The 19707-nt window shown below is 61.9% G+C and carries 17 protein-coding genes; 3 read left to right on the top strand and 14 right to left on the bottom strand.

Annotated elements, in window-relative coordinates:
* Positions 1-15: 15 nt before the first annotated feature.
* Positions 16-1986, bottom strand: coding sequence for a DNA primase (dnaG, locus tag C4K40_RS28620; protein WP_053137639.1), 1971 nt, complete (start codon positions 1984-1986; stop codon positions 16-18).
* A gap of 459 nt (positions 1987-2445) precedes the next feature.
* A complete protein-coding gene (gene rpsU, locus C4K40_RS28615) occupies positions 2446-2661 on the bottom strand; it encodes a 30S ribosomal protein S21 (RefSeq protein WP_002551877.1) in 216 nt (71 codons plus the stop codon).
* Between the two features lie 202 nt (positions 2662-2863).
* Between rpsU and tsaD the strand changes: the two genes are divergently transcribed.
* Positions 2864-3889 carry a tRNA (adenosine(37)-N6)-threonylcarbamoyltransferase complex transferase subunit TsaD gene (tsaD, locus tag C4K40_RS28610; RefSeq protein WP_022641434.1) on the top strand — a complete coding sequence of 342 codons (1026 nt, stop codon included), beginning with the start codon at positions 2864-2866 and terminating at the stop codon, positions 3887-3889.
* A 46-nt stretch (positions 3890-3935) separates the two neighbouring features.
* Here the strand turns inward: tsaD and plsY are convergent, their stop codons facing one another.
* Positions 3936-4505: a glycerol-3-phosphate 1-O-acyltransferase PlsY gene (gene plsY / locus C4K40_RS28605; RefSeq protein ID WP_053137636.1), complete on the bottom strand. Its 570-nt coding sequence runs from the start codon at positions 4503-4505 to the stop codon at positions 3936-3938.
* Positions 4506-4579: 74 nt separating this feature from the next.
* On the opposite strand from plsY, the gene folB reads away from it, so the two are divergent.
* Entirely contained in the window at positions 4580-4933 is a 354-nt protein-coding gene (folB, locus tag C4K40_RS28600; protein WP_053137633.1) for a dihydroneopterin aldolase, read from the top strand.
* Positions 4924-5439: a 2-amino-4-hydroxy-6-hydroxymethyldihydropteridine diphosphokinase gene (gene folK, locus C4K40_RS28595; protein WP_053137631.1), complete on the top strand. Its 516-nt coding sequence runs from the start codon at positions 4924-4926 to the stop codon at positions 5437-5439. The genes folB and folK overlap by 10 nt, the downstream gene beginning before the upstream one ends.
* 47 nt (positions 5440-5486) lie before the next feature.
* On the opposite strand, the gene C4K40_RS28590 is transcribed toward folK, so the two are convergent.
* From C4K40_RS28590 to C4K40_RS28540, 11 genes are all read right to left on the bottom strand, one after another.
* Entirely contained in the window at positions 5487-6716 is a 1230-nt protein-coding gene (locus C4K40_RS28590; RefSeq protein ID WP_053137628.1) for a multifunctional CCA addition/repair protein, read from the bottom strand.
* A gap of 65 nt (positions 6717-6781) precedes the next feature.
* A complete protein-coding gene (locus C4K40_RS28585; protein WP_053137625.1) occupies positions 6782-8344 on the bottom strand; it encodes a SpoVR family protein in 1563 nt (520 codons plus the stop codon).
* Positions 8341-9615, bottom strand: coding sequence for a YeaH/YhbH family protein (locus C4K40_RS28580; RefSeq protein ID WP_053137622.1), 1275 nt, complete (start codon positions 9613-9615; stop codon positions 8341-8343). Before C4K40_RS28580 ends, C4K40_RS28585 begins: the two co-directional genes overlap by 4 nt.
* A gap of 140 nt (positions 9616-9755) precedes the next feature.
* On the bottom strand, positions 9756-11678 hold the full coding sequence (locus tag C4K40_RS28575; RefSeq protein ID WP_011063831.1) for a PrkA family serine protein kinase: 1923 nt from the start codon (positions 11676-11678) through the stop codon (positions 9756-9758).
* Between the two features lie 302 nt (positions 11679-11980).
* Positions 11981-12310: a thiosulfate sulfurtransferase GlpE gene (gene glpE, locus C4K40_RS28570; RefSeq protein WP_022641427.1), complete on the bottom strand. Its 330-nt coding sequence runs from the start codon at positions 12308-12310 to the stop codon at positions 11981-11983.
* Positions 12311-12339: 29 nt separating this feature from the next.
* Entirely contained in the window at positions 12340-13200 is an 861-nt protein-coding gene (locus C4K40_RS28565; protein ID WP_053137619.1) for a symmetrical bis(5'-nucleosyl)-tetraphosphatase, read from the bottom strand.
* Positions 13200-13580, bottom strand: coding sequence for a Co2+/Mg2+ efflux protein ApaG (gene apaG / locus C4K40_RS28560; RefSeq protein ID WP_022641425.1), 381 nt, complete (start codon positions 13578-13580; stop codon positions 13200-13202). Before apaG ends, C4K40_RS28565 begins: the two co-directional genes overlap by 1 nt.
* Before the next feature lie 126 nt (positions 13581-13706).
* Positions 13707-14516, bottom strand: coding sequence for a 16S rRNA (adenine(1518)-N(6)/adenine(1519)-N(6))-dimethyltransferase RsmA (gene rsmA, locus C4K40_RS28555; protein WP_022641424.1), 810 nt, complete (start codon positions 14514-14516; stop codon positions 13707-13709).
* Complete coding sequence (gene pdxA, locus C4K40_RS28550; protein WP_053137616.1) at positions 14513-15502, bottom strand: 4-hydroxythreonine-4-phosphate dehydrogenase PdxA; 990 nt, start codon at positions 15500-15502, stop codon at positions 14513-14515. The genes rsmA and pdxA overlap by 4 nt, the downstream gene beginning before the upstream one ends.
* Positions 15499-16815, bottom strand: a complete 1317-nt coding sequence (gene surA, locus C4K40_RS28545; RefSeq protein WP_143494776.1) for a peptidylprolyl isomerase SurA — start codon at positions 16813-16815, stop codon at positions 15499-15501. The genes pdxA and surA overlap by 4 nt, the downstream gene beginning before the upstream one ends.
* Positions 16796-19627, bottom strand: coding sequence for an LPS-assembly protein LptD (locus C4K40_RS28540; protein WP_053137609.1), 2832 nt, complete (start codon positions 19625-19627; stop codon positions 16796-16798). The genes surA and C4K40_RS28540 overlap by 20 nt, the downstream gene beginning before the upstream one ends.
* Between the last annotated feature and the right edge of the window lie 80 nt (positions 19628-19707).

The following is a 19707-nucleotide window of genomic DNA, read 5'->3' as shown; positions in this document are numbered from 1 at the left end:
ACCCGAGCTATGACCTCACGCGCCAGTTGAGGTCGGGTTTGATGCGGGAACATTGCGTCTTAGAAGCTCCACCAGCTGTTTTTTCTCTTCACTGCTGAGCTCGCTTTGACGCGATTTCCTGAGAAGTTGTTCTAAAACACGCTCGCGTTGGCGGGCGGACAAGCTATTAATGGTGTCGAAAAACTGTTGTTCAAGGTTATCTCCGTCGATCAACCACTCTTTTTCCGCCAGGGCGGTGAGCAGGTTCCCCTGCTGGGTGCCGTGCCAGCGCGCCATCAGCTGATGAATAGAGCGTAGCTTAGGATTTTTCTGCACGGCTTCGATCAGGGCCACCAGCAACTGGGTGTTGGTGTTGTCGTCATCGGCAAAGTGCCCGGCATCTTCAACTTTTTCTGCCAGTTGCGGGTGATGCAACAGGGTCCGCAGTGCGGCCAGGGTTGGCGGCTCCACCGCTGCGGGAACGCGCGGGGCCCGTGGCTGGTCGCGGTCTCGCCTGCCCTTGCCGTTCTTGTCCCACGGCTTGTTTTCCCATTTCTTGCCGCCACCGTTCTTCTTCGGCGTCCACTCCTGCTGGGGAGCATAGGCTTCCTGCTGAGGTTCATGGTGGTAGTCGGCGTAGTCCGGCATGCCGTCGTAGTCGATGCCTGCGTCGTAGGTCGGCGTGGCTTCCGGCATGGGGTTGTGCGCCAGCTGGTTGACCGTTTCATTGGTCAGGCCGGTGATTTCGGTGAGGCGCTGGCGCATCAGGATCCGCAGGTTGGCTCCGGGGATCTTCTCGATCAGCGGGGCGGCCAGCGTCGCCAGGTGGGCCTTGCCTTCCAGCGAGCGCGGATCTGCTTCCTCGATCAATTGCTGGAAGAAGTAGTCGGCCAGCGGCTGGGCGTGCTGGTTGATCCGGGCCTGGAAGGCATCGGTGCCTTCCGAGCGGACCAGGGTGTCCGGGTCTTCTCCCTCGGGCAGGAACAGAAAGCGTGCACGGCGCCCGTCCTGCAGCGAGCCCAGGGCTGACTCCAGCGCGCGCCAGGCGGCCTTGCGTCCGGCCTGGTCGCCGTCGAAGCAGAACAGCACGCTGGGCACTATGCGGAACAGGCGCTTGAGGTGTTCTTCGCTGGTGGCGGTGCCCAGGGTCGCGACCGCGTTGCGCAGGCCTTGCTGGGCCAGCGCGATCACGTCCATGTAGCCCTCGACGACGATGATTTCCTCGAGGTTGCGATTGTTCTTGCGTGCTTCGAACAGGCCGTAGAGCTCCTGTCCCTTGTGGAACACTGGGGTTTCCGGGGAGTTCAGGTACTTGGGCTTGTCGTCGCCCAGGACCCGGCCGCCGAAGGCGATGATCCGACCGCGGGTATCGCGGATGGGGAACATCACCCGGTCGCGAAAGCGGTCGTAGCGCTTGCCGGTCTCGGCATTCTCGATCAGCAGGCCGGCGTCGATCATGGCCTTTTGTTGCAGCGTATCGCTGCTCAGGTGCTTGAACAGGTTGTCCCAGCCGGGTGGGGCGAACCCCAGGCCGAAGTCCCGGGCGATTTCGCCGGTGAGGCCGCGTCCCTTGAGGTAGTCCACGGCCGCCTTGCGCGCGGGATGGCCCTTGAGGGCCTGGCGGTAGTAATCGGCCGCCGCGGTGAGCAATGGGTACAGCGGTGAGTCGGTAGGCTGGCGGGGCTTGCGCTGGCCGCGCCCGCTTTCTTCGCGGGGGATCTCCATGCCTGCGGCTTTCGCCAGTTCCTCGACGGCCTGGGGGAAGTCCAGGTTGTCGTGGTCCATGATGAAGCCGAGGGCGTTGCCGCCGGCGCCGCAGCCGAAACAGTAGTAGAACTGCTTGTCGGGGCTGACGCTGAACGAAGGGGTCTTTTCCTTGTGGAACGGGCAGCAGGCGGTGTAGTTCTTGCCGGCTTTCTTGATCTGCAGGCGCGAGCTGACAACATCGACGATGTCGGTGCGGTTCAGGAGGTCGTCGATGAAACTCTGGGGAATGAGCCCGGCCATGGCGTTCTCGTCATCACTGCGCGGAAAAATAGCCCTGGCGATGCAGTCGAAGGATCAGGGGCGGCAAGGCATGAGGAATGCACGGCTCGACCCGGGATTTCGGCGTGATCGCAGTCAGGAAGTGTATCTGCCGAGCGTCCACTGACGTTAATCGTAATCAGTATTCGACTATCTGAAGGTGTTGCGCCGAGTCCGGCAGGGGCCACCGGGCGAGCATCGAGGAGGGCGCCTTGGGCTGGGTGTCTGCAGGAATCATTAAAAGGTGTGCTCGTCAGTAGCCTTGGAAGGCTCGTCAGAAAAGACGTGCACCGCTGGCATTAGCCAGGTCTGACGTGGTGAAGCAGATTTGTCTTGGTCGCCAGGGCGACTTCGACGATGAAGCATCAAGCGTGATCCGCAAATGCCATTAGCCCGGCGAGAGGCCGGGCTTGGCAGAAGCTTGCAGCGAACGTCTGTGTATTAGTACAGACGTACGGCGCGGCGCTGTTCGCGCTGAACTTTCTTGGCGTGACGCTTAACAGCAGCAGCTGCTTTGCGCTTACGCTCGGAAGTCGGCTTCTCATAAAATTCGCGGCTACGAACTTCAGCCAGAACACCGGCTTTTTCGCAGGAGCGCTTGAAACGACGCAGAGCTACGTCGAAGGGTTCGTTCTCTTTAACTTTGACGGCTGGCATCCAGAGCTACCTTCATTCATTACCGGGGTCAACGTTCTCGTCGCAATAAAATCGCGGCTGAGATCGTCGGTTTTTAAGGGTTGCGGATGTTAACCCCTCGCCGCCAGGAATGCAAAGCCTCTGATCGAAAACCGCTGGTCGGGCGAGGGAGTGGCGACTATCATGCGCGCCTTCGAATTCAGCCTCTGCAAGGCGCAAACCCATGCTAGTACTGGGATTAGAAACTTCCTGCGACGAAACCGGCGTCGCGCTCTACGACAGCGAGCGGGGCCTGCTGGCCGACGCGCTGTTCAGCCAGATCGACCTGCATCGCGTCTATGGCGGCGTGGTGCCTGAACTGGCCTCCCGTGACCACGTCAAGCGCATGCTGCCGTTGATCCGCCAGGTTCTGGCGCAGGCCGACTGCGTGCCCACCGAGATCGACGCCATTGCATACACCGCTGGCCCAGGCCTGGTGGGGGCGCTGCTGGTGGGTGCTTCCTGCGCCCAGGCGCTGGCCTTCGCCTGGGGCATTCCGGCCCTGGGTGTGCATCATATGGAAGGGCACCTGCTGGCGCCAATGCTGGAAGCCCAGCCGCCGCAGTTTCCGTTCGTCGCCTTGTTGGTATCCGGTGGTCATACCCAGCTGGTCCGGGTCGACGGCATCGGTAAATACGAGCTGTTGGGCGAGAGTCTGGATGATGCCGCCGGAGAAGCTTTCGACAAGACAGCCAAGCTGATCGGCCTGAACTATCCGGGCGGTCCGGAAATCGCCCGCCTGGCCACCCAGGGTGTACCGGGGCGCTTCGTCTTCCCACGGCCCATGACCGATCGTCCTGGCCTGGAATTCAGCTTCAGCGGCCTCAAGACCTTTGCCCTGAACACCTGGCAGCAGTGCGTCAGCGCTGGGGACGACGGCGAGCAAACCCGTTGCGACATCTCCCTCGCGTTCCAGCAAGCGGTGGTGGACACTCTGACCATCAAGTGCAAGCGCGCCCTGAAGCAGACCGGCCTCAAGAGCCTGGTGATCGCCGGGGGCGTGAGCGCCAACAAGGCGCTGCGGGCTTCCCTGGAGAATATGCTTGGCGAGATGAAGGGCAACGTGTTCTACGCTCGCCCCGAATTCTGTACCGACAACGGCGCGATGATCGCCTTCGCTGGTTGCCAGCGGCTGCAGGCCGGGCAACAGGAAGGCCTGGCGATCACTGTGCAGGCGCGTTGGCCGATGGAGCAGTTGTCGGCCATCTGATGGTGCTGCGCCAGGTGGCAAGCCGAAGGTTTTTCACCTGCGGGATTCAAAAATGCCGTTCGCGCCCGGCGAACAGGTCGCGTAAATTGCCGCGGTGGCGCCAGACGATCAGCAGCGTGAGCACGCTCATCGGCAACAGCGCCTCGGGTTCCTGCCAGGCCAGCAGCGGCAGGCTCAGGGGCGTGGCGATGAGCGCCGCCAGCGAGCTGGTGCGGGTGAGGTAGAAGGTCAGGACCCAGGCGGCGATAGCGACCAGGGCCGCGGGGGGATACAGCCCCAGCAGCATGCCGGCGGCGGTGGCGACGCCCTTGCCGCCGCGAAAACGGAAATACAGCGGGAACAGGTGGCCGAGCACGGCATAGAGTCCGATCCAAGCCTGTTGCTGCAATGAAAGCCCTGCGAGGCTGGCGATCAGCACAGGCAACAGGCCTTTGCACAGATCCCCCAGCAGGGTCAGGATGGCGAGCTTCTTGCCGGCCAGGCGCAGCATGTTGGTGGCGCCGGCATTGCCGGAACCGCTCATGCGCGGGTCGGGATTGCCCGTGAGGCGGCTGAGCAGGATGGCGAAGGACAGAGAGCCGAGCAGGTAGGCGAGAATCGCCAGTAACCAAAACATGCTAACTATTCCGGGCGAGGACGCCCTGATTCTAACGGGGCATTGCGCCCTTGTCGTGCTGCGGAGAAGAGTGCTTGGACAGAGTGTTTATCGAAGGACTGGAAGTGGACACCGTGATTGGCGCCTATGACTGGGAGCGGGGGATCCGCCAGTGCCTGCGGCTTGATCTGAGCTTTGCCTGGGATAACCGCCCGGCCGCAGCAGGCGATGACCTGACCCTGGCGTTGGACTACGCCAGTGTTTCGGCAAGGATCCAGGCGTTTGCCGAGCAGGCCCAGTATCAGTTGGTGGAGACCTTTGCCGAGCGTCTCGCCGAGGTATTGATGAGCGAGTTCAACATTCCCTGGCTGCGCTTGAAGTTGACCAAGCCAGGCGCTGTCCCGGCTGCCAAGGGCGTGGGCGTGGAGATCGAGCGCGGATGTCGCTGACTCAGGTATTCCTAGGGCTTGGTAGCAATATCGAGCGTGAAACCCATTTGCGTGCCGGGCTCGATGCACTGGCCGGGTTCCTGGTGGACATGCGCTGTTCAGCGGTGTTCGAAAGCCAGGCGGTGGGCATCAAGAGCGGCCCGTTCTTCAATTTGGTGGTGTCGGCCTTCACCGACCTGCCCTTGATCGAGCTCGATCGGCGGCTCAAGTTCATCGAGGCGGACAACGGCCGCTATGCGCCGGACCGCAAGGGCCTGCCGCTGGATATCGATGTGCTGCTGTACGGCGACCTGACCGGCAACTTCGATGGCCTGGTATTGCCCCGAGCAGAAATCCTGAAGAATGCCTTCGTGCTGTGGCCGTTGTCGCTGATGGCTCCAGAACGTGTGCATCCATTGGCCGACAGGAGCCTGGCGGAACTCTGGCGGCAAGCGCAGATAGACCAGGTGCTGGCGCCCGTGCCCTTCGAATGGCGCGGCCAGCAACTGACTCCCCCGGATCTGTAAGGTCCCCTTGGCCTGCGGGCAAGGCACAAGACCTTGCCCGTAGGCTTTCAAGCAGCGTGCTGTTCCTTGTAGGCCTTGATCGCTTTCAGGCGCGCAAGGCGCAAGGCTTCGCCCAGTTCCGGCCCCTTGAATCCTTGTTCCAGCAAAGGTTGCACGGCCACCGAGCGTGCGGCATTGGCTGCGCCACGCAGGTAGTCGGCCTGTGGATAAGGTCGTGATTCCAGGCCCTGGCGGCCACGGGCGTCCATTTCGCAGGCGGCGATGAATTCCTCGAAGCGCTGGGGGCGCCGGAAAATATCGAAGTGCTGCAGCAGTTCCAGCAAGGTCGAGGCCTTGAGCTCCCGGGCGCGATGCCCATGGGTGTGGTACTGGCCTACCAGCAAGGCCAGCTCCTGGCATTCCCGGGGAACCTTGAAGCGCTCGTTGAGCGCCTTGATCAGTTCGAGGCCAGCCTGCTCATGGCCAATATGCCGTGGCCATTGCTCCTCGGGAGTGGCGCCCTTGCCGAGGTCGTGCAGCAGGCAGGCCCAGCGCACGCTCAATGGCTGCCGGTGCAGGGCTGCTTGTTGCAAGACGCTGAGGATGTGCAGGCCGGTGTCCACTTCCGGATGATGGGTGGGCGGTTGCGGCACTCCGAACAACGCATCGACCTCCGGCATCAGCACCGCCAGCGCACCGCACTCGCGCAGTACCTGGATGAACACCTGGGGCTGATCTTCCATCAGGGCGCGAGAAATCTCCTTCCAGCTGCGCTCCGCTGTCAGGGCCTCTAGCTCGCCTGATTGGCTGAGCTGGCGCATCAGGTCGAGGGTCTGCGGGGCCACGCTGAAACCCAGCTCGGCATAGCGGGCGGCGAAGCGGGCAACCCGTAGCACTCGCAAGGGATCTTCGGCGAACGCCGGGGAAACATGGCGAAGAATTCGGTCTTCGAGGTCCTTCTGGCCGTGGTAGGGGTCGGTGATCTTGCCCTGGTCATCCTCGGCCATGGCATTGATGGTCAGGTCGCGGCGGATCAGGTCTTCTTCCAGCGTCACATCGGGGCTGGCGTGGAAGGTGAAACCGCCATAGCCATGCCCGCTCTTGCGTTCGGTTCGGGCCAGGGCATATTCCTCGCCAGTGCGCGGGTGCAGGAATACCGGGAAATCCGCGCCCACGGGGCGAAAACCCTGGTCGAGCATTTGTTGGGCGCTGGCGCCGACCACCACCCAGTCGATATCGGTGATCGCTCGACCCAGCAAGCGATCCCGTACCGCGCCACCGACTTTGTAAATCTGCATAGAAAACCTCCGTTAGCGCGACAGGATAACCCTTGTGTCGTGCCAACGGAGGCTTGTCGTCGGCCTCAGAGGTGGATGACCGCCAGGTCCAGCCGCCCGTAGTCGCTTTCGCCGTGCTCGTTCCTGGGCGGTACGTGGTGGGTCTTCATTACCTGGTCGCCCTGCAGGGTTTCCAGGTGGATATCGAAGCCCCAGAGCCGGTGCAGGTGCTTGAGCACCTCGTCGGTGGAGTCGCCCAGCGGCTTGCGGTCATGCTGTTGGTGGCGCAGTGTCAGCGAGCGATCGCCGCGCCGATCGATGCTCCAGATCTGCACGTTGGGTTCGCGGTTGCCCAGGTTGTATTGCGCGGCCAGGGTCTCGCGGATGATGCGGTAGCCGCTTTCGTCATGGATCGCCGGGACCAGCAAGTCGTCCCGCTGGTCGTCGTCGAGGATGCTGAACAGCTTCAAGTCGCGGATCACCTTGGGCGACAGGTACTGCAGGATGAAGCTCTCGTCCTTGAAGCTGCTCATGGCGAACTTGATGCTCGATAGCCAGTCGGTGCCGGCCAGTTCGGGGAACCAGCGGCGGTCCTCCTCGGTGGGCTCCTCGCACATGCGCCGGATGTCGCGATACATGGCAAAACCCAGGGCATAGGGGTTGATGCCGTTGTAGTAGGGGCTGTCGAAGCCCGGCTGGAACACCACGCTGGTATGGGAGGCGAGGAACTCCATCATGAAGCCGTCGGTGACCAGGCCCTCGTCATACAGGTCGTTCATGAGGGTGTAGTGCCAGAAAGTGGCCCAGCCCTCGTTCATCACCTGGGTCTGGCGTTGTGGATAGAAGTACTGGGCGATCTTGCGCACGATGCGCACGATCTCCCGCTGCCAGGGCTCCAGCAAGGGCGCATGTTTCTCGATGAAGTAGAGGATGTTCTCCTGGGGTTCGGCGGGGAAGCGTGCGTTGTCCTTGTCGCTGAGCTTGTCGGCGTTCTTGGGAATGGTGCGCCACAGGTCGTTGATCTGCTTTTGCAGGTGCTCTTCCCGATCTTTCTGCCGGCGTCGTTCTTCTTCCGCGGAAATCGGATAAGGCCGCTTGTAGCGGTCGACGCCGTAGTTCATCAGGGCGTGGCAGGAGTCCAGCAGGTCTTCCACAGCATCGATGCCATGGCGTTCTTCGCACTGCGAGATGTACTGCTTGGCGAAGACCAGGTAGTCGATGATCGAACTGGCATCGGTCCAGGTGCGGAACAGGTAGTTGCCCTTGAAGAAGCTGTTGTGGCCGTAGCAGGCATGGGCCACCACCAGGGCCTGCATGCAGATGGTGTTTTCCTCCATCAGGTAGGCGATGCACGGGTCGGAGTTGATGACGATCTCGTAGGCCAGGCCCATCTGGCCACGGCTATAGGATTTCTCGGTGCTGAGGAAGTGCTTGCCGTAGGACCAGTGGTGGTAACCCAGGGGCATGCCCACCGAGGCGTAGGCGTCCATCATCTGCTCGGCAGTGATCACTTCGATCTGGTTGGGGTAGGTGTCCAGGGCGTAGCGGGCCGCGATGCGGCTGATTTCGCGGTCGTAGGCCTGGATCAGCTCGAAGGTCCATTCCGAGCCGGTGGAGATGGGCTGGCGTTTCTGCTCTCTGGCGGTCATGTCACTAACCTGCGCTGGAAGAGTTCACGGAAGACCGGATAGATATCTCCGGCCGAAACCAGTTGTTGCTGCGCGAAAGTCTCGGAGAAGGCTTCTGCGATGCGTTCATATTCGAACCACAGGGCCTGGTGTTCCCGGGGTGTGATCTCGACGTAGGTGTAGTACTGCACGAACGGCATGATCTGGTTGATCAGGATATCGCGGCAGATGGGCGAGTCGTCGTTCCAGTTGTCGCCGTCGGAGGCCTGGGCGGCGTAGATGTTCCACTCGTTGCTTGGATAGCGCTCGGCCATGATCTCCTGCATCAGCTTCAGGGCGCTGGAGACGATGGTCCCGCCGGTTTCCCGTGAGTAGAAGAATTCTTCCTCGTCCACTTCCCGGGCGCTGGTGTGATGACGGATGAACACCACGTCGATCTTGTCGTAGTTGCGCTTGAGGAACAGGTACAAAAGGATGAAGAAACGCTTGGCGATGTCCTTGGTGGCCTGGGTCATGGATCCGGAGACGTCCATCAGGCAGAACATCACCGCCTTTGAGCTGGGGTTGGGATGCTTCACCAGCAAGTTGTACTTGAGGTCGAAGGTGTCGAGGAAGGGCACGCGGTGAATTCTCGCGCTCAAGCGCTCGATTTCAGCTTCAAGTTCCTGGATATCGCCGAAGTTGTCCGGCTCTTCGCGCTTCAGGCGGGCCAGTTCCTCTTTCGCTTCGCGCAGCTTGGCCCGGCTGCTGCCGGACAGGGCGATGCGCCGTGCATGGGCCGAGCGCAGGGTGCGGATGATGTTGATCCGCGATGGGTTGCCTTCGTTGCTGATACCCGCGCGTACGGTCTTGAAGGTATCGATGCCGGTCAGGTTGCGCTTGACCAGGTTGGGTAGCTCAAGGTCCTCGAACATGAATTCGAGGAACTCCTCCTGGGTGATCTGGAAGACGAACTCGTCCATGCCTTCGCCGGAGTTACCGGCCTTGCCGCCGCCCCCGCCGCCTCCGCCACCCCCTTGGGGCCTGGCGATATGCTCGCCGGCGGTGAATTCCTTGTTGCCCGGATGCACGACGGTCTGCTTGCCGCCGCGTCCGTGGTGCAGGACTGGTTCGTCGATGTCTCGTCCGGGAATGCTGATCTGTTCGCCATGCTCCATGTCGGTGATGGAGCGGCGGCTGACGGCCTCCTCCACGGCCTTCTTGATGTGGTCGCGGTAGCGCCGCAGAAACCGCTGGCGGTTCACCGTGCTCTTGTTCTTGCCGTTCAGGCGTCGGTCTATTACGTAGCTCATGATTCCTCCGGTGACTGGATGCAGCCGCAAGCCTCAAGCTTCAAGCTGCAAGAAAGAGCAGCCACCGCTGCCGCAAGCCGCGGCGCGGGTTCGAACCCGACGCCGGACGACTTGCAGCTTGCGGCTTGTCGCTTGCCGCTTTATTGCGATTTCCTGACCCGCAGGTACCATTCCGACAGCAGGCGTACCTGCTTGTCGGTGTAGCCACGCTCCACCATCCGGGTGACGAAGTCGTTGTGTTTCTGTTGATCCTCCTTGCTGGCCTTGGCGTTGAAGCTGATGACCGGCAACAGGTCCTCGGTGTTGGAGAACATTTTCTTCTCGATGACCACCCGCAGTTTCTCGTAGCTGAGCCAGGTGGGGTTCTTGCCGTTGTTGTTGGCCCGGGCGCGCAGCACGAAGTTGACGATCTCGTTGCGGAAGTCTTTCGGGTTGCTGATGCCCGCCGGTTTCTCGATTTTTTCCAGTTCTTCGTTGAGCGCTACGCGGTTGAGGATTTCGCCGGTCTCCGGATCGCGGTATTCCTGGTCCTGGATCCAGAAGTCCGCGTACAGCACGTAGCGGTCGAAGATGTTCTGACCGTACTCGCTGTAGGACTCCAGGTAGGCCGTCTGGATTTCCTTGCCGATGAACTCGATGTAGCGCGGCGCCAGGTATTCCTTGAGGAAGCGCAGGTAGCGCTCGCGGGTTTCAGCCTGGAACTGCTCCTGTTCGATCTGCTGCTCCAGCACATACAGCAGGTGTACCGGGTTGGCCGCCACCTCGTGGGGGTCGAAGTTGAAGACCTTGGACAGGATCTTGAAGGCGAAGCGCGTCGACAGGCCGTTCATGCCCTCGTCGACACCGGCGCTGTCGCGGTATTCCTGGATCGACTTGGCCTTGGGATCGGTGTCCTTGAGGTTTTCCCCGTCGTAGACCCGCATCTTGGAATAGATGTTGGAGTTCTCTGGCTCCTTGAGGCGCGAGAGCACGGTGAACTGCGCGAGCATCTTCAGGGTGTCCGGGGCGCAATGGGCCTTGGCCAGGGAACTGTTGAACAGCAGCTTGTCGTAGATCTTCACTTCGTCGGTCACGCGCAGGCAGTACGGCACCTTGACGATATAGATCCGGTCGATGAAGGCCTCGTTGTTCTTGTTGTTGCGGAAGGTGTGCCACTCCGACTCGTTGGAGTGAGCCAAGAGGATGCCGGTGAACGGAATCGCCCCCAGGCCCTCGGTGCTGTTGTAGTTGCCTTCCTGGGTCGCGGTCAGCAGCGGGTGCAGGACCTTGATGGGGGCCTTGAACATCTCGACGAATTCCATCAGGCCCTGGTTGGCCCGGCACAGCGCCCCGGAATAGCTGTAGGCATCGGCGTCGTTCTGCGGGAACTCCTCGAGCTTGCGGATATCCACCTTGCCCACCAGGGCCGAGATGTCCTGGTTGTTCTCGTCGCCAGGCTCGGTCTTGGCCACGGCGATCTGGTTGAGGATCGATGGATACAGCTTAACCACGCGGAACTGGCTGATGTCGCCACCGAACTCCGACAGGCGCTTGGTCGCCCAGGGCGACATGATGGTGTTCAGGTAGCGCCGTGGAATGCCGAAGTCTTCCTCGAGGATGGCGCCATCTTCCGTGGCGTTGAACAGCCCCAGTGGCGACTCGAAGACGGGCGAGCCCTTGATGGCGTAGAAGGGCACCTTCTCGATCAGTTGCTTGAGCTTTTCGGCCAGGGACGATTTACCGCCGCCAACCGGGCCCAGCAGGTAGAGGATCTGTTTCTTCTCTTCCAGGCCCTGGGCGGCATGGCGGAAATAGGAAACGATCTGGTCGATGCATTCTTCCATGCCATGGAAGTCTTCAAAGGCCGGATAGCGCCGGATCACTTTGTTGGAAAAGATTCGTGACAGCCTCGAGTTGGTCGAGGTGTCCAGCAGCTCGGGTTCGCCAATGGCCAATAGCAGGCGTTCTGCGGCCGAGGCATAGGCGCTGCGATCCTTCTTGCACAGTTCGAGGTATTCCTGCAGGGAAAACTCTTCCTGGCGCGTGGATTCGAAGCGTTGTTGGAAGTGGCTAAAAATACTCATGACGTCACCTCGCTCGATACGTGGAGCCGGCCGCGGATCAGTCAGTCAAGTGCTGGCATGCAACTGATGAAGTTCCAGTTGCTGTTTACCCCCCAGAACACTTTCAAAGCTATCGAGCTTGAAAGCTAGTACCGATGACCCGCTCGCCGGTGTACCGGCTCTCCCCTGATTTGGATGGCCTGTGGCTAAGGATAGTTCGGAATCGCAGAGGTCAAGGCGAGATGGCGGATTAGTTACACGCTACCGTTCGTCTGGTGGCGCGTCAGCCCGCGTAGTACGCGGGCTAGAGCGGTGGAAAAAAATTATTCGGCGTTGTCCCGGGCAGTTTCCGCAGGATAGGTGCTGCGCCATAGCTCGAAACCGCCATCGAGGCTGTAGACGTCGGAGAAACCCTGGCTGACCAGGTAGGCCGCGGCGCTCTGGCTGGAGTTGCCGTGGTAGCACACCACCACCAGCGGGGCGTCCAGGTCGGCGTTGCGAATGAAGTCCGAGATGGAGTGGTTGTCCAGGTGCAGCGAGCCGCTGATGTGGTTCAGGGCGTAGGTTTGCGGGTCACGGATATCCACCACGACGGCGCCTTGTTCGCGCAGGGCCTGGGCCTGTTCTGGAGGGATGCGTTTGAATTCGCTCATGGCGGACTCCTGGGTTGGGTCGGCGCCGTCTAGGCGACGGGCGGGGTAGGGATGGGGGCGGGTGCTGTATGGCCATGGGCATCGCAGTCGCAGGTCAGGCGCAGGCCGGTATCGACGTTCATCAGGGTCATGGAGCCGCCCCAGACGCAACCGCTGTCCAGGGCGAAGACGCCCGGTTCGTTGCACTGGCCTTCCAGGGCCGCCCAGTGGCCGAAGATGATCTTCAACTCCCGGGTCTTGCGTTCCTTGTGGCTGAACCAGGGGGCATAGCCGGCAGGCGCGGTATCCAGGCCCTCCTTGGTCTTGAGGTCGAGCTTACCCTCGCTGGTGCAGAAGCGCATACGCGTGAAGTAGTTGGTGATGACCCGCAAGCGGGTGACACCCTTGAGCTCGCTGTCCCATTTCGCTGGGTCGTTGCCGTACATGCCGTCCAGGAAGGGCTCGAAGAGGTTGTCGTCACGCAGCGCCTGCTCGACTTCCGCTGCGTACTTGAGCGCCTTCTTCAGGGACCATTGCGGAGCGATGCCGGCATGCACCATGGCGACGTTGCGGGTTTCGTCGTAGTGCATCAGTTGCTGCTGGCGCAGCCATTGCAGCAGTTCCTCGCAGTCCGGGGCTTGCAGGATCTCGCGCAGGGTATCGGACTTCTTCAGGCGCTCGATATTGCGCCATGCGGCCAGCAGGTGCAGGTCGTGGTTGCCCAGTACGCAGACCAGCGACTCACGGATGGAATGGAGATAACGCAGGGTCTCCAGGGACTGTGGGCCGCGATTGACCAGGTCGCCGACCAGCCACAGGCGGTCCCGGGTGGGGTCGAAGGCTACCTGCTCCAGCAGGCACTGCAGCGGTTCCAGGCAGCCTTGCAGGTCGCCAACGGCGTAGGTTGCCATCAGTGCAGTGCCCCGGGGACCGCGAGGCGGAAGGGCGCGATGATGGCATCGAACTGTTTGCCGTCCTCGGCCAGCATCTGGTAGCTGCCCTGCATGTTCCCGACCTGGGTGGTCATGACTGTGCCGCTGCTGTAGGTGTGGCTCTTGCCGACGGCGATCAACGGTTGCTGGCCAACCACGCCGGCACCGCGTACCTCTTCCACGTGCCCGTCGCCATCGGTGATCACCCAGTGCCGGGACAACAACTTGGCTGGCAGCAGGCCGTTGTTCTGCACGGTGATGGTGTAGGCGAAGGCGAAACGGTTGTGCTCGGGTTGCGACTGGTCTGCCAGGAAGCGAGTGACGACGCTGACGTCGATCTGATAGCGGGGATCGGACATGCAAAGGGCCTTTAAAGCAAAGCGGGGCGCGGGACAGGATTGACGCAGGTCAGTCTAGGTCAAGTAGCGGGTAGGACACCAGACATCCTGGTTGACGTCCTACCCGCTGGCGCTGGGAGGGGTTGCTCAGCTGGCGGGCTTGGCCTGGTCGGCCAGTTGGTCGGCCAGGCGCACGAACGCGGCCAGGTCCAGCTGTTCAGGGCGCAGGCTGCCGTCGACGCCGGCGGCTTCGATCTCGGCATTGCTCAGGAGGGCCTTGAGGGTGTTGCGCAGGGTCTTGCGACGCTGGTTGAAGGCTTCGCGAACGATGCGTTCCAGCAACCGATGGTCCTTGGCCGGGTGCGGTAGCACTGCGTGGGGTACCAGGCGCACGATTGCCGAATCGACTTTCGGCGGCGGGTTGAAGGCGCCAGGGCCGACATTGAACAAGTGCTCCACGCGGCAGTGGTACTGGACCATGATCGACAAGCGGCCCCAGTCGCCACCGCCTGGGCCGGCGGCCAGGCGCTCCACCACTTCCTTCTGCAGCATGAAATGCATGTCGCGGATCAGGCTGGCGTTGTGCAGCAAATGGAAGATCAGCGGCGTGGAGATGTTGTAGGGCAGGTTGCCCACCACCCGCAGGCTGCCTGGCGCGGCACCCAGGGTGTTGAAGTCGAACTTCAGGGCATCGCCCTGGTGCAGCTTGAAGTTGCCGCGGCCAGCGAACTGCTGGTTGAGGATCGGCACCAGGTCCTTGTCCAGCTCCACCACGTCCAGTTGCGCGCCGCTGCCCAGCAGGCCCTCGGTGAGGGCGCCCTGGCCCGGGCCGATTTCCAGCATGCGGTCCTGGGGCTTGGCGTTGATGGCCCGCAGGATGCGGTCGATGACGCCGGCGTCATGCAGGAAGTTCTGACCGAAGCGCTTGCGCGCCCGGTGTTGGTATTGCTCGCTCATATACGGTTCTCGGCCATCTGGTAGGCGGTTTCCAGGGCGACCTGCAGGCTGCCGGTATCGATCCTGCCGCTGCCGGCCAGGTCCAGGGCGGTGCCGTGGTCGACTGAAGTGCGGATGATCGGCAAGCCTAGTGTCACGTTGACGGCGGCGCCGAAGCCTTTGTACTTCAGCACGGGCAGGCCCTGGTCGTGGTACATCGCCAGCACTGCATCGCAGTGCTCCAGATATTTGGGGGTAAACAGAGTGTCGGCCGGCAGCGGACCGCGCAGGTCCATGCCTTCTTGGCGCAGACGCTCCAGGGTGGGTTCGATGATGTCGATTTCTTCGCGGCCCAGGTGGCCGCCTTCGCCGGCATGGGGGTTGAGCCCGCAGACCAGGATTCGCGGCTGGGCGATGCCGAACTTCTGTTGCAGGTCGGCATGCAGGATCCGCGTGACCCGTTCCAGGCGCTCGGGGGTGATCGCATCGGCGATATCCCGCAGCGGCAGGTGGGTGGTCACCAGTGCCACGCGCAAGCCGCGGGTGGCCAGCATCATGACCACCTGCTGGGTCTGGGTCAGGTCCGCGAGGAACTCGGTATGCCCGGAAAAGGCGATCCCGGAATCGTTGATCACGCCCTTGTGTACGGGAGCGGTGATCATCCCGGCGAAGCGGCCGTCCAGGCAACCCTGGCCGGCGCGAGTCAGGGTCTGCAGGACGAAGGCGGCATTGGCCTGGTCCAGTTGACCGCTGACTACGGGTTTACCCAGGGGGGTATCCCAGACATAGAGGCTGCCCGCCGCTGCCGGAGCATCCGGCAAGTGCTCCGGCTCCACCGGCAGCAGGGTGACGGCCACTCCCAGTTGCGCGGCCCGCTCGAGGAGCAGGTCGCGGCTGGTAATGGCAATCAGGGGATGGGGCTGGGGTTGCGAGGCGAGCAGCAGGCATAGGTCGGGGCCTATACCCGCCGGCTCGCCGGGTGTCAGGGCGAAGCGTGCGGGTTTCACTGTGCCGCCTGTTCAGCGCCAGGCAGCTTGATTTCAACGTAGGCCTCGTCGCGGATCTGCCGCAACCAGGTCTGCAGCTCTTCGTCGTACTTGCGGTTACGCAGGACGGTCATGGCTTGCTGCTCGCGGGCCTGGCTGGTGCTGTCGGTGGCGCGACGGCCAAGGACTTCCAGTACATGCCAGCCATAAGGGCTCTTGAACGGCTTGGACAGCTGGCCCTGCTGGGTCTTGGCCATCACTTCGCGGAACTCCGGCACCAGGGCGTTCGGGTCGATCCAGTTGAGGTCGCCACCGTTGAGTGCCGAGCCCGGATCTTCCGAGTAGCTTTTGGCCAGTTCGGCGAAGTCTTCACCGGCAGTGATGCGCTCGTAGAGCTTCTGCGCCAGGCGCTTGGTCTCTTCTTCGCTGCGGATCTCGCTAGGCTTGATCAGGATGTGGCGCACATGCACTTCGTCGCGCACCTGGTTGCCACCGCCACGCTTGTCCAGCAGCTTGAGGATGATGAAGCCGCCAGGAGTACGAGCCGGCTGGGTGATGTCGCCAACCGACATCGCGCTCAGTTCACGGTCGAACGGAGGTGGCAATTGCGCGGCCTTGCGCCAGCCCATGTCGCCGCCTTCCAGGGCGTTGTCGCTGCCGGAGCGGGCGATGGCCAGCTGGGCGAAGTCGGCGCCCTGCTTGAGCTGCTGGTACACCTCCATGGCCTGGCGGGCAGCGCCCTGGATGGCTTCGGAGCTGGCGCTTTCCGGAGTCGGGATCAGGATGTTGGCCAGGTGCAGTTCCTCGGAGAGCTGCATCTTGCCCAGGTCCGAGGCGAGGAAGTTCTTCACTTCCTGCTCCGATACCTGGATGCGCTCGGCCACACGGCGTTGGCGCACACGGCTGATGACCATCTCGCGGCGTACCTGCTCGCGAGCATCTTGATAAGACAGTCCGTCACGGGCCAGGGCGCCACGGAACTGCTCGACGCTCATGTTGTTGCGCTGGGCGATGGTGCCAATGGCCTGGTTCAGTTCTTCATCGGTGATGCGGATACCGGAACGCTCGCCGATCTGCAGTTGCAGGTTCTCGACGATCAGGCGCTCCAGTACTTGCTGTTCAAGGACGCTGGCAGGTGGCATGCCGCCGCCGCGCTTGGCGATGGTTTGCTGGACTTCGTTTACCCGCTGGTCCAGCTGACTCTGCATGACCACGTCGTTATCGACGATGGCCACGACCTTGTCGAGGGACTGCACCGCGGCGCTGGCCGCAGTGCTCAGGAACAGCGCGCCCAGCATCAGCGGGCGCAGACAATCAGAAAGCTTGGTCTTCACGTTCACGATAACCTTGGATGCCTTTGTCGAGGAAGCTCTCTACCTTGGTGCCCATGACGCCACCGAGACCTTTCAGAACGATTTGGAGGAAGATGCCGCGGTCGCCACTTTCGTTTTGCGGAGCCTCCTGACTGAACTCGTCATACTTGACCCAGTACCGGCTGATCAGGCGCAGTTTCCAGCAGCAGTTGTCATATTCGAAACCACCGAAGGCCTCGAGCGTGCGGTTACGGTTGTAGTCGTACTGCCAGCGGCTGATGGCGTTCCACTGCGGCACGATCGGCCAGATCACCGAGAAGTCGTGCTGCTGGATCTTGTAGTAGTCCTTCACGTAGCCAGGTTGGCCTGGGGTCCCGTAGTCACCGCCCATCTTCCAGCTGCCGCTATTCTGGTCATAGCGGATCTGGTCGTTGCGATAGCGATAACCGACGTTGACCACCTTGTTCGGGTTGTCTTCGGGCTGGTAGTGGAACATTGCGCTGCCGGAGCGTGGGCTACGGCTGTCCGGGTCCCAGTTGTACTCGGCGGTAGTGCGCCAGTCGCGGTTGTAGCGGTATTCGTATTCCAGCGCATAAGGCGAGACGTTGGACTTGGCGTCGTCGCGGGTACGGTAGTCGATACCTGGCAGCTGGACGGTACGGTCCTTGAAGTAGAAGGCTTGGCCGACGCTGATGCGCTGGCGCTGGAAGCCATTGTCTTCGATCCAGCGGCTGGTCACGCCCAGCGACAGCTTGTTTTCATCGCCGACACGGTCGGAACCGCTGAAGCGGTTATCCCGGAACAGCGAGGAGTAGTTGAAGGTTGGTTCGCCAGTATCGAATACCGGGATGTCTTCCTGATCCTTTTCCGGGACGTAGAGGTAGAACATCCGTGGTTCCAGGGTCTGGCGATAGTTCTTGCCGAACCATTGGGTATTGCGGTCGAAGTACAGGCCGCCATCGACACTGGCGATCGGCACGCCACGGCTTTGCGAGCTGTTGTAGTCGCCGCCAATGTAACGGGTGCCGTTAGCGGCAGCGGCGTTGCGTGCCGTGATAATGCCCTGCTTGCCTGTGCTGTCGAGGTCAAGGTTGTAGCGGGTGTACATGTACTTGAGCGACGGCGTCAGGTAGCCATAGGTCCAGTTCAGCGGCAAGCTGACACCGGGCTTGAGATTCAGGCGGTCGCCGTTGGCGCGGTCCAGGCCGGCGACGTTGGCATCCAGGCGGCGAGTGCCTATGGCATTGCCGAACTGGTCGAACGGACCGCCATCCTTGTCGAAATAGTTGCCTTTCTGCAGATCCCGATCAAAACGCACCAGCTCGGTTTCATAGGTGAAATCCAGGCCTTCGGGGTGGTAGGGCAGGGAACCGTTGAAGGTGATCTGCGGCAGCTTGTCATACGGAGTGATGTTGGAAACCGTTGCCAGCTGGTACGCCTGCACGTTGAGGCGTGCGGTGTAGTCGTCGCCACGGTAGGTTACCGCGCCCTGCTGGTTGACGTAGTCGGTGGACTTCACGCCGATCTGGTCGGTCTGCAGGTCCTGGAAGTAGTACGGGTCGCTGATCTTGGTGTAGTCGACCTCGGTCATCGTCCGCGAATCGAGCCCGCCCTTGTGCTGCCAGTTGAGCATGTAGCGGGTTTTTTCGTAGTCGGTCTGCTTCTTGCGATCGTCGCTTTCGTCGTTCAGGTAGGCGGCGCCGAACTGGCCCTCGCTGTTCTTGGTCAGGTAGCGGAACTCGCCTTCCATCAACATGCCGCGCTTGGCCATGTAGCGTGGATACAACGTGGCATCGTAGTTCGGTGCCAGGTTGAAGTAGTACGGGGTGACCAGCATGAAGCCGGTGTCGCTGCCGGTACTGAAGCTCGGTGGCAGGAAGCCGGACTGGCGGCGATCGTCGATCGGGAAGTAGATGTACGGGGTATAGAGAACCGGGAAGTCCTTGACCCGCAGCGTTACGTTGGTCGCGGTACCGAAGCCGGTCGCCGGGTTCAAGGTGATGTTGTTGCCCTTGAGCTGCCAGGCGTTGCTGTTCGGTTCGCAGGTAGTGTACGTACCATCCTTGAGGCGGATGATGGCGTTTTCCGCACGCTTGGCATATAGCGCACTGCCGCGAACCCGCGACTTGTGCATCACGTACTCGGCGTTGTCGACCTTGGCCTCGCCAGTGTCGAGCTGGACGTCGGCGTGGTCGCCGACCATCAGTGTGCCGTTGTCGCGGATGCGCACGTTGCCGCTCAGTTCTCCGCGGTTCTCGGCCTGGTACAGGTTGGCCTCGTCGGCCTCGACCTGCATGCTGCCCTGGCGCATGACCACGTCGCCGGCCAGGGTCGCCACCTGCTGCTCCTGCTGATAACGCGAGGCCTTGGCGCCGATGAAGGTCGGTGCGTCACTTTTCTTCGTCTTGTCATTCATGCCAGGACGAATCGGTTCGATATAGGAACCAGAGCAGTAAGGACCGGTCTCGGCCAGTTGGGCGGCGGTGAGCTGCTCACGCGGTACCCAGTCGAGATGGCTGTAGTCCGCGCTGCGGGACTTCAGGCCACGACCCTTGGCTTCGGTCACCAATACTGGCTTGTCGCCAGCATCTTGCGCCGCACCGCTGTCGGTGGCGCCGCTGGAGGTGAGCGAGTTGGCGTCGTGGACCGGGCGCGGCGGCAATTGGGCTGCACTGGTCTTGGGGGCACAGGCCCAGCCGCCGGAAGCGGAGACCGAACAGTCGTACTGTTCCGCGGCGACCACGAAGGAAGTGGCTAGAGGTTGCAGGGCCAGCAAACCGCCGGTGACCAGCAACGGGAATTTTTTACGAAACGCGGGGGATTTCAATGCCATCTTATTAGTCCGGGCTTCCTGCGTGCCATCTGCCCGCGGTGTTGGGCCGCACGCCTCTCGATGGTCTGAAAAAGATGCTG

This window comes from Pseudomonas sp. CMR5c, from assembly GCF_003850545.1.
In the GTDB taxonomy this organism is placed as follows: domain Bacteria; phylum Pseudomonadota; class Gammaproteobacteria; order Pseudomonadales; family Pseudomonadaceae; genus Aquipseudomonas; species Aquipseudomonas piscis.
The sequence above is the reverse complement of the archived record's forward strand: the minus strand, read 5'-3'. Positions and strand labels throughout refer to the sequence as shown.

Bases quoted from the DNA above. Each gene is read 5' to 3' on its own strand.
- C4K40_RS28580 (WP_053137622.1), bottom strand. From the start codon at position 9,615: ATGAGCTACGTAATAGACCGACGCCTGAACGGCAAGAACAAGAGCACG.
- rsmA (WP_022641424.1), bottom strand. From the start codon at position 14,516: ATGAGCGAGCAATACCAACACCGGGCGCGCAAGCGCTTCGGTCAGAAC.
- rpsU (WP_002551877.1), bottom strand. From the start codon at position 2,661: ATGCCAGCCGTCAAAGTTAAAGAGAACGAACCCTTCGACGTAGCTCTG.
- C4K40_RS28540 (WP_053137609.1), bottom strand. From the start codon at position 19,627: ATGGCATTGAAATCCCCCGCGTTTCGTAAAAAATTCCCGTTGCTGGTC.
- C4K40_RS28565 (WP_053137619.1), bottom strand. From the start codon at position 13,200: ATGGCAACCTACGCCGTTGGCGACCTGCAAGGCTGCCTGGAACCGCTG.
- C4K40_RS28590 (WP_053137628.1), bottom strand. From the start codon at position 6,716: ATGCAGATTTACAAAGTCGGTGGCGCGGTACGGGATCGCTTGCTGGGT.
- tsaD (WP_022641434.1), top strand. From the start codon at position 2,864: ATGCTAGTACTGGGATTAGAAACTTCCTGCGACGAAACCGGCGTCGCG.
- glpE (WP_022641427.1), bottom strand. From the start codon at position 12,310: ATGAGCGAATTCAAACGCATCCCTCCAGAACAGGCCCAGGCCCTGCGC.
- plsY (WP_053137636.1), bottom strand. From the start codon at position 4,505: ATGTTTTGGTTACTGGCGATTCTCGCCTACCTGCTCGGCTCTCTGTCC.
- apaG (WP_022641425.1), bottom strand. From the start codon at position 13,580: ATGTCCGATCCCCGCTATCAGATCGACGTCAGCGTCGTCACTCGCTTC.
- C4K40_RS28585 (WP_053137625.1), bottom strand. From the start codon at position 8,344: ATGACCGCCAGAGAGCAGAAACGCCAGCCCATCTCCACCGGCTCGGAA.
- C4K40_RS28575 (WP_011063831.1), bottom strand. From the start codon at position 11,678: ATGAGTATTTTTAGCCACTTCCAACAACGCTTCGAATCCACGCGCCAG.
- folK (WP_053137631.1), top strand. From the start codon at position 4,924: ATGTCGCTGACTCAGGTATTCCTAGGGCTTGGTAGCAATATCGAGCGT.
- dnaG (WP_053137639.1), bottom strand. From the start codon at position 1,986: ATGGCCGGGCTCATTCCCCAGAGTTTCATCGACGACCTCCTGAACCGC.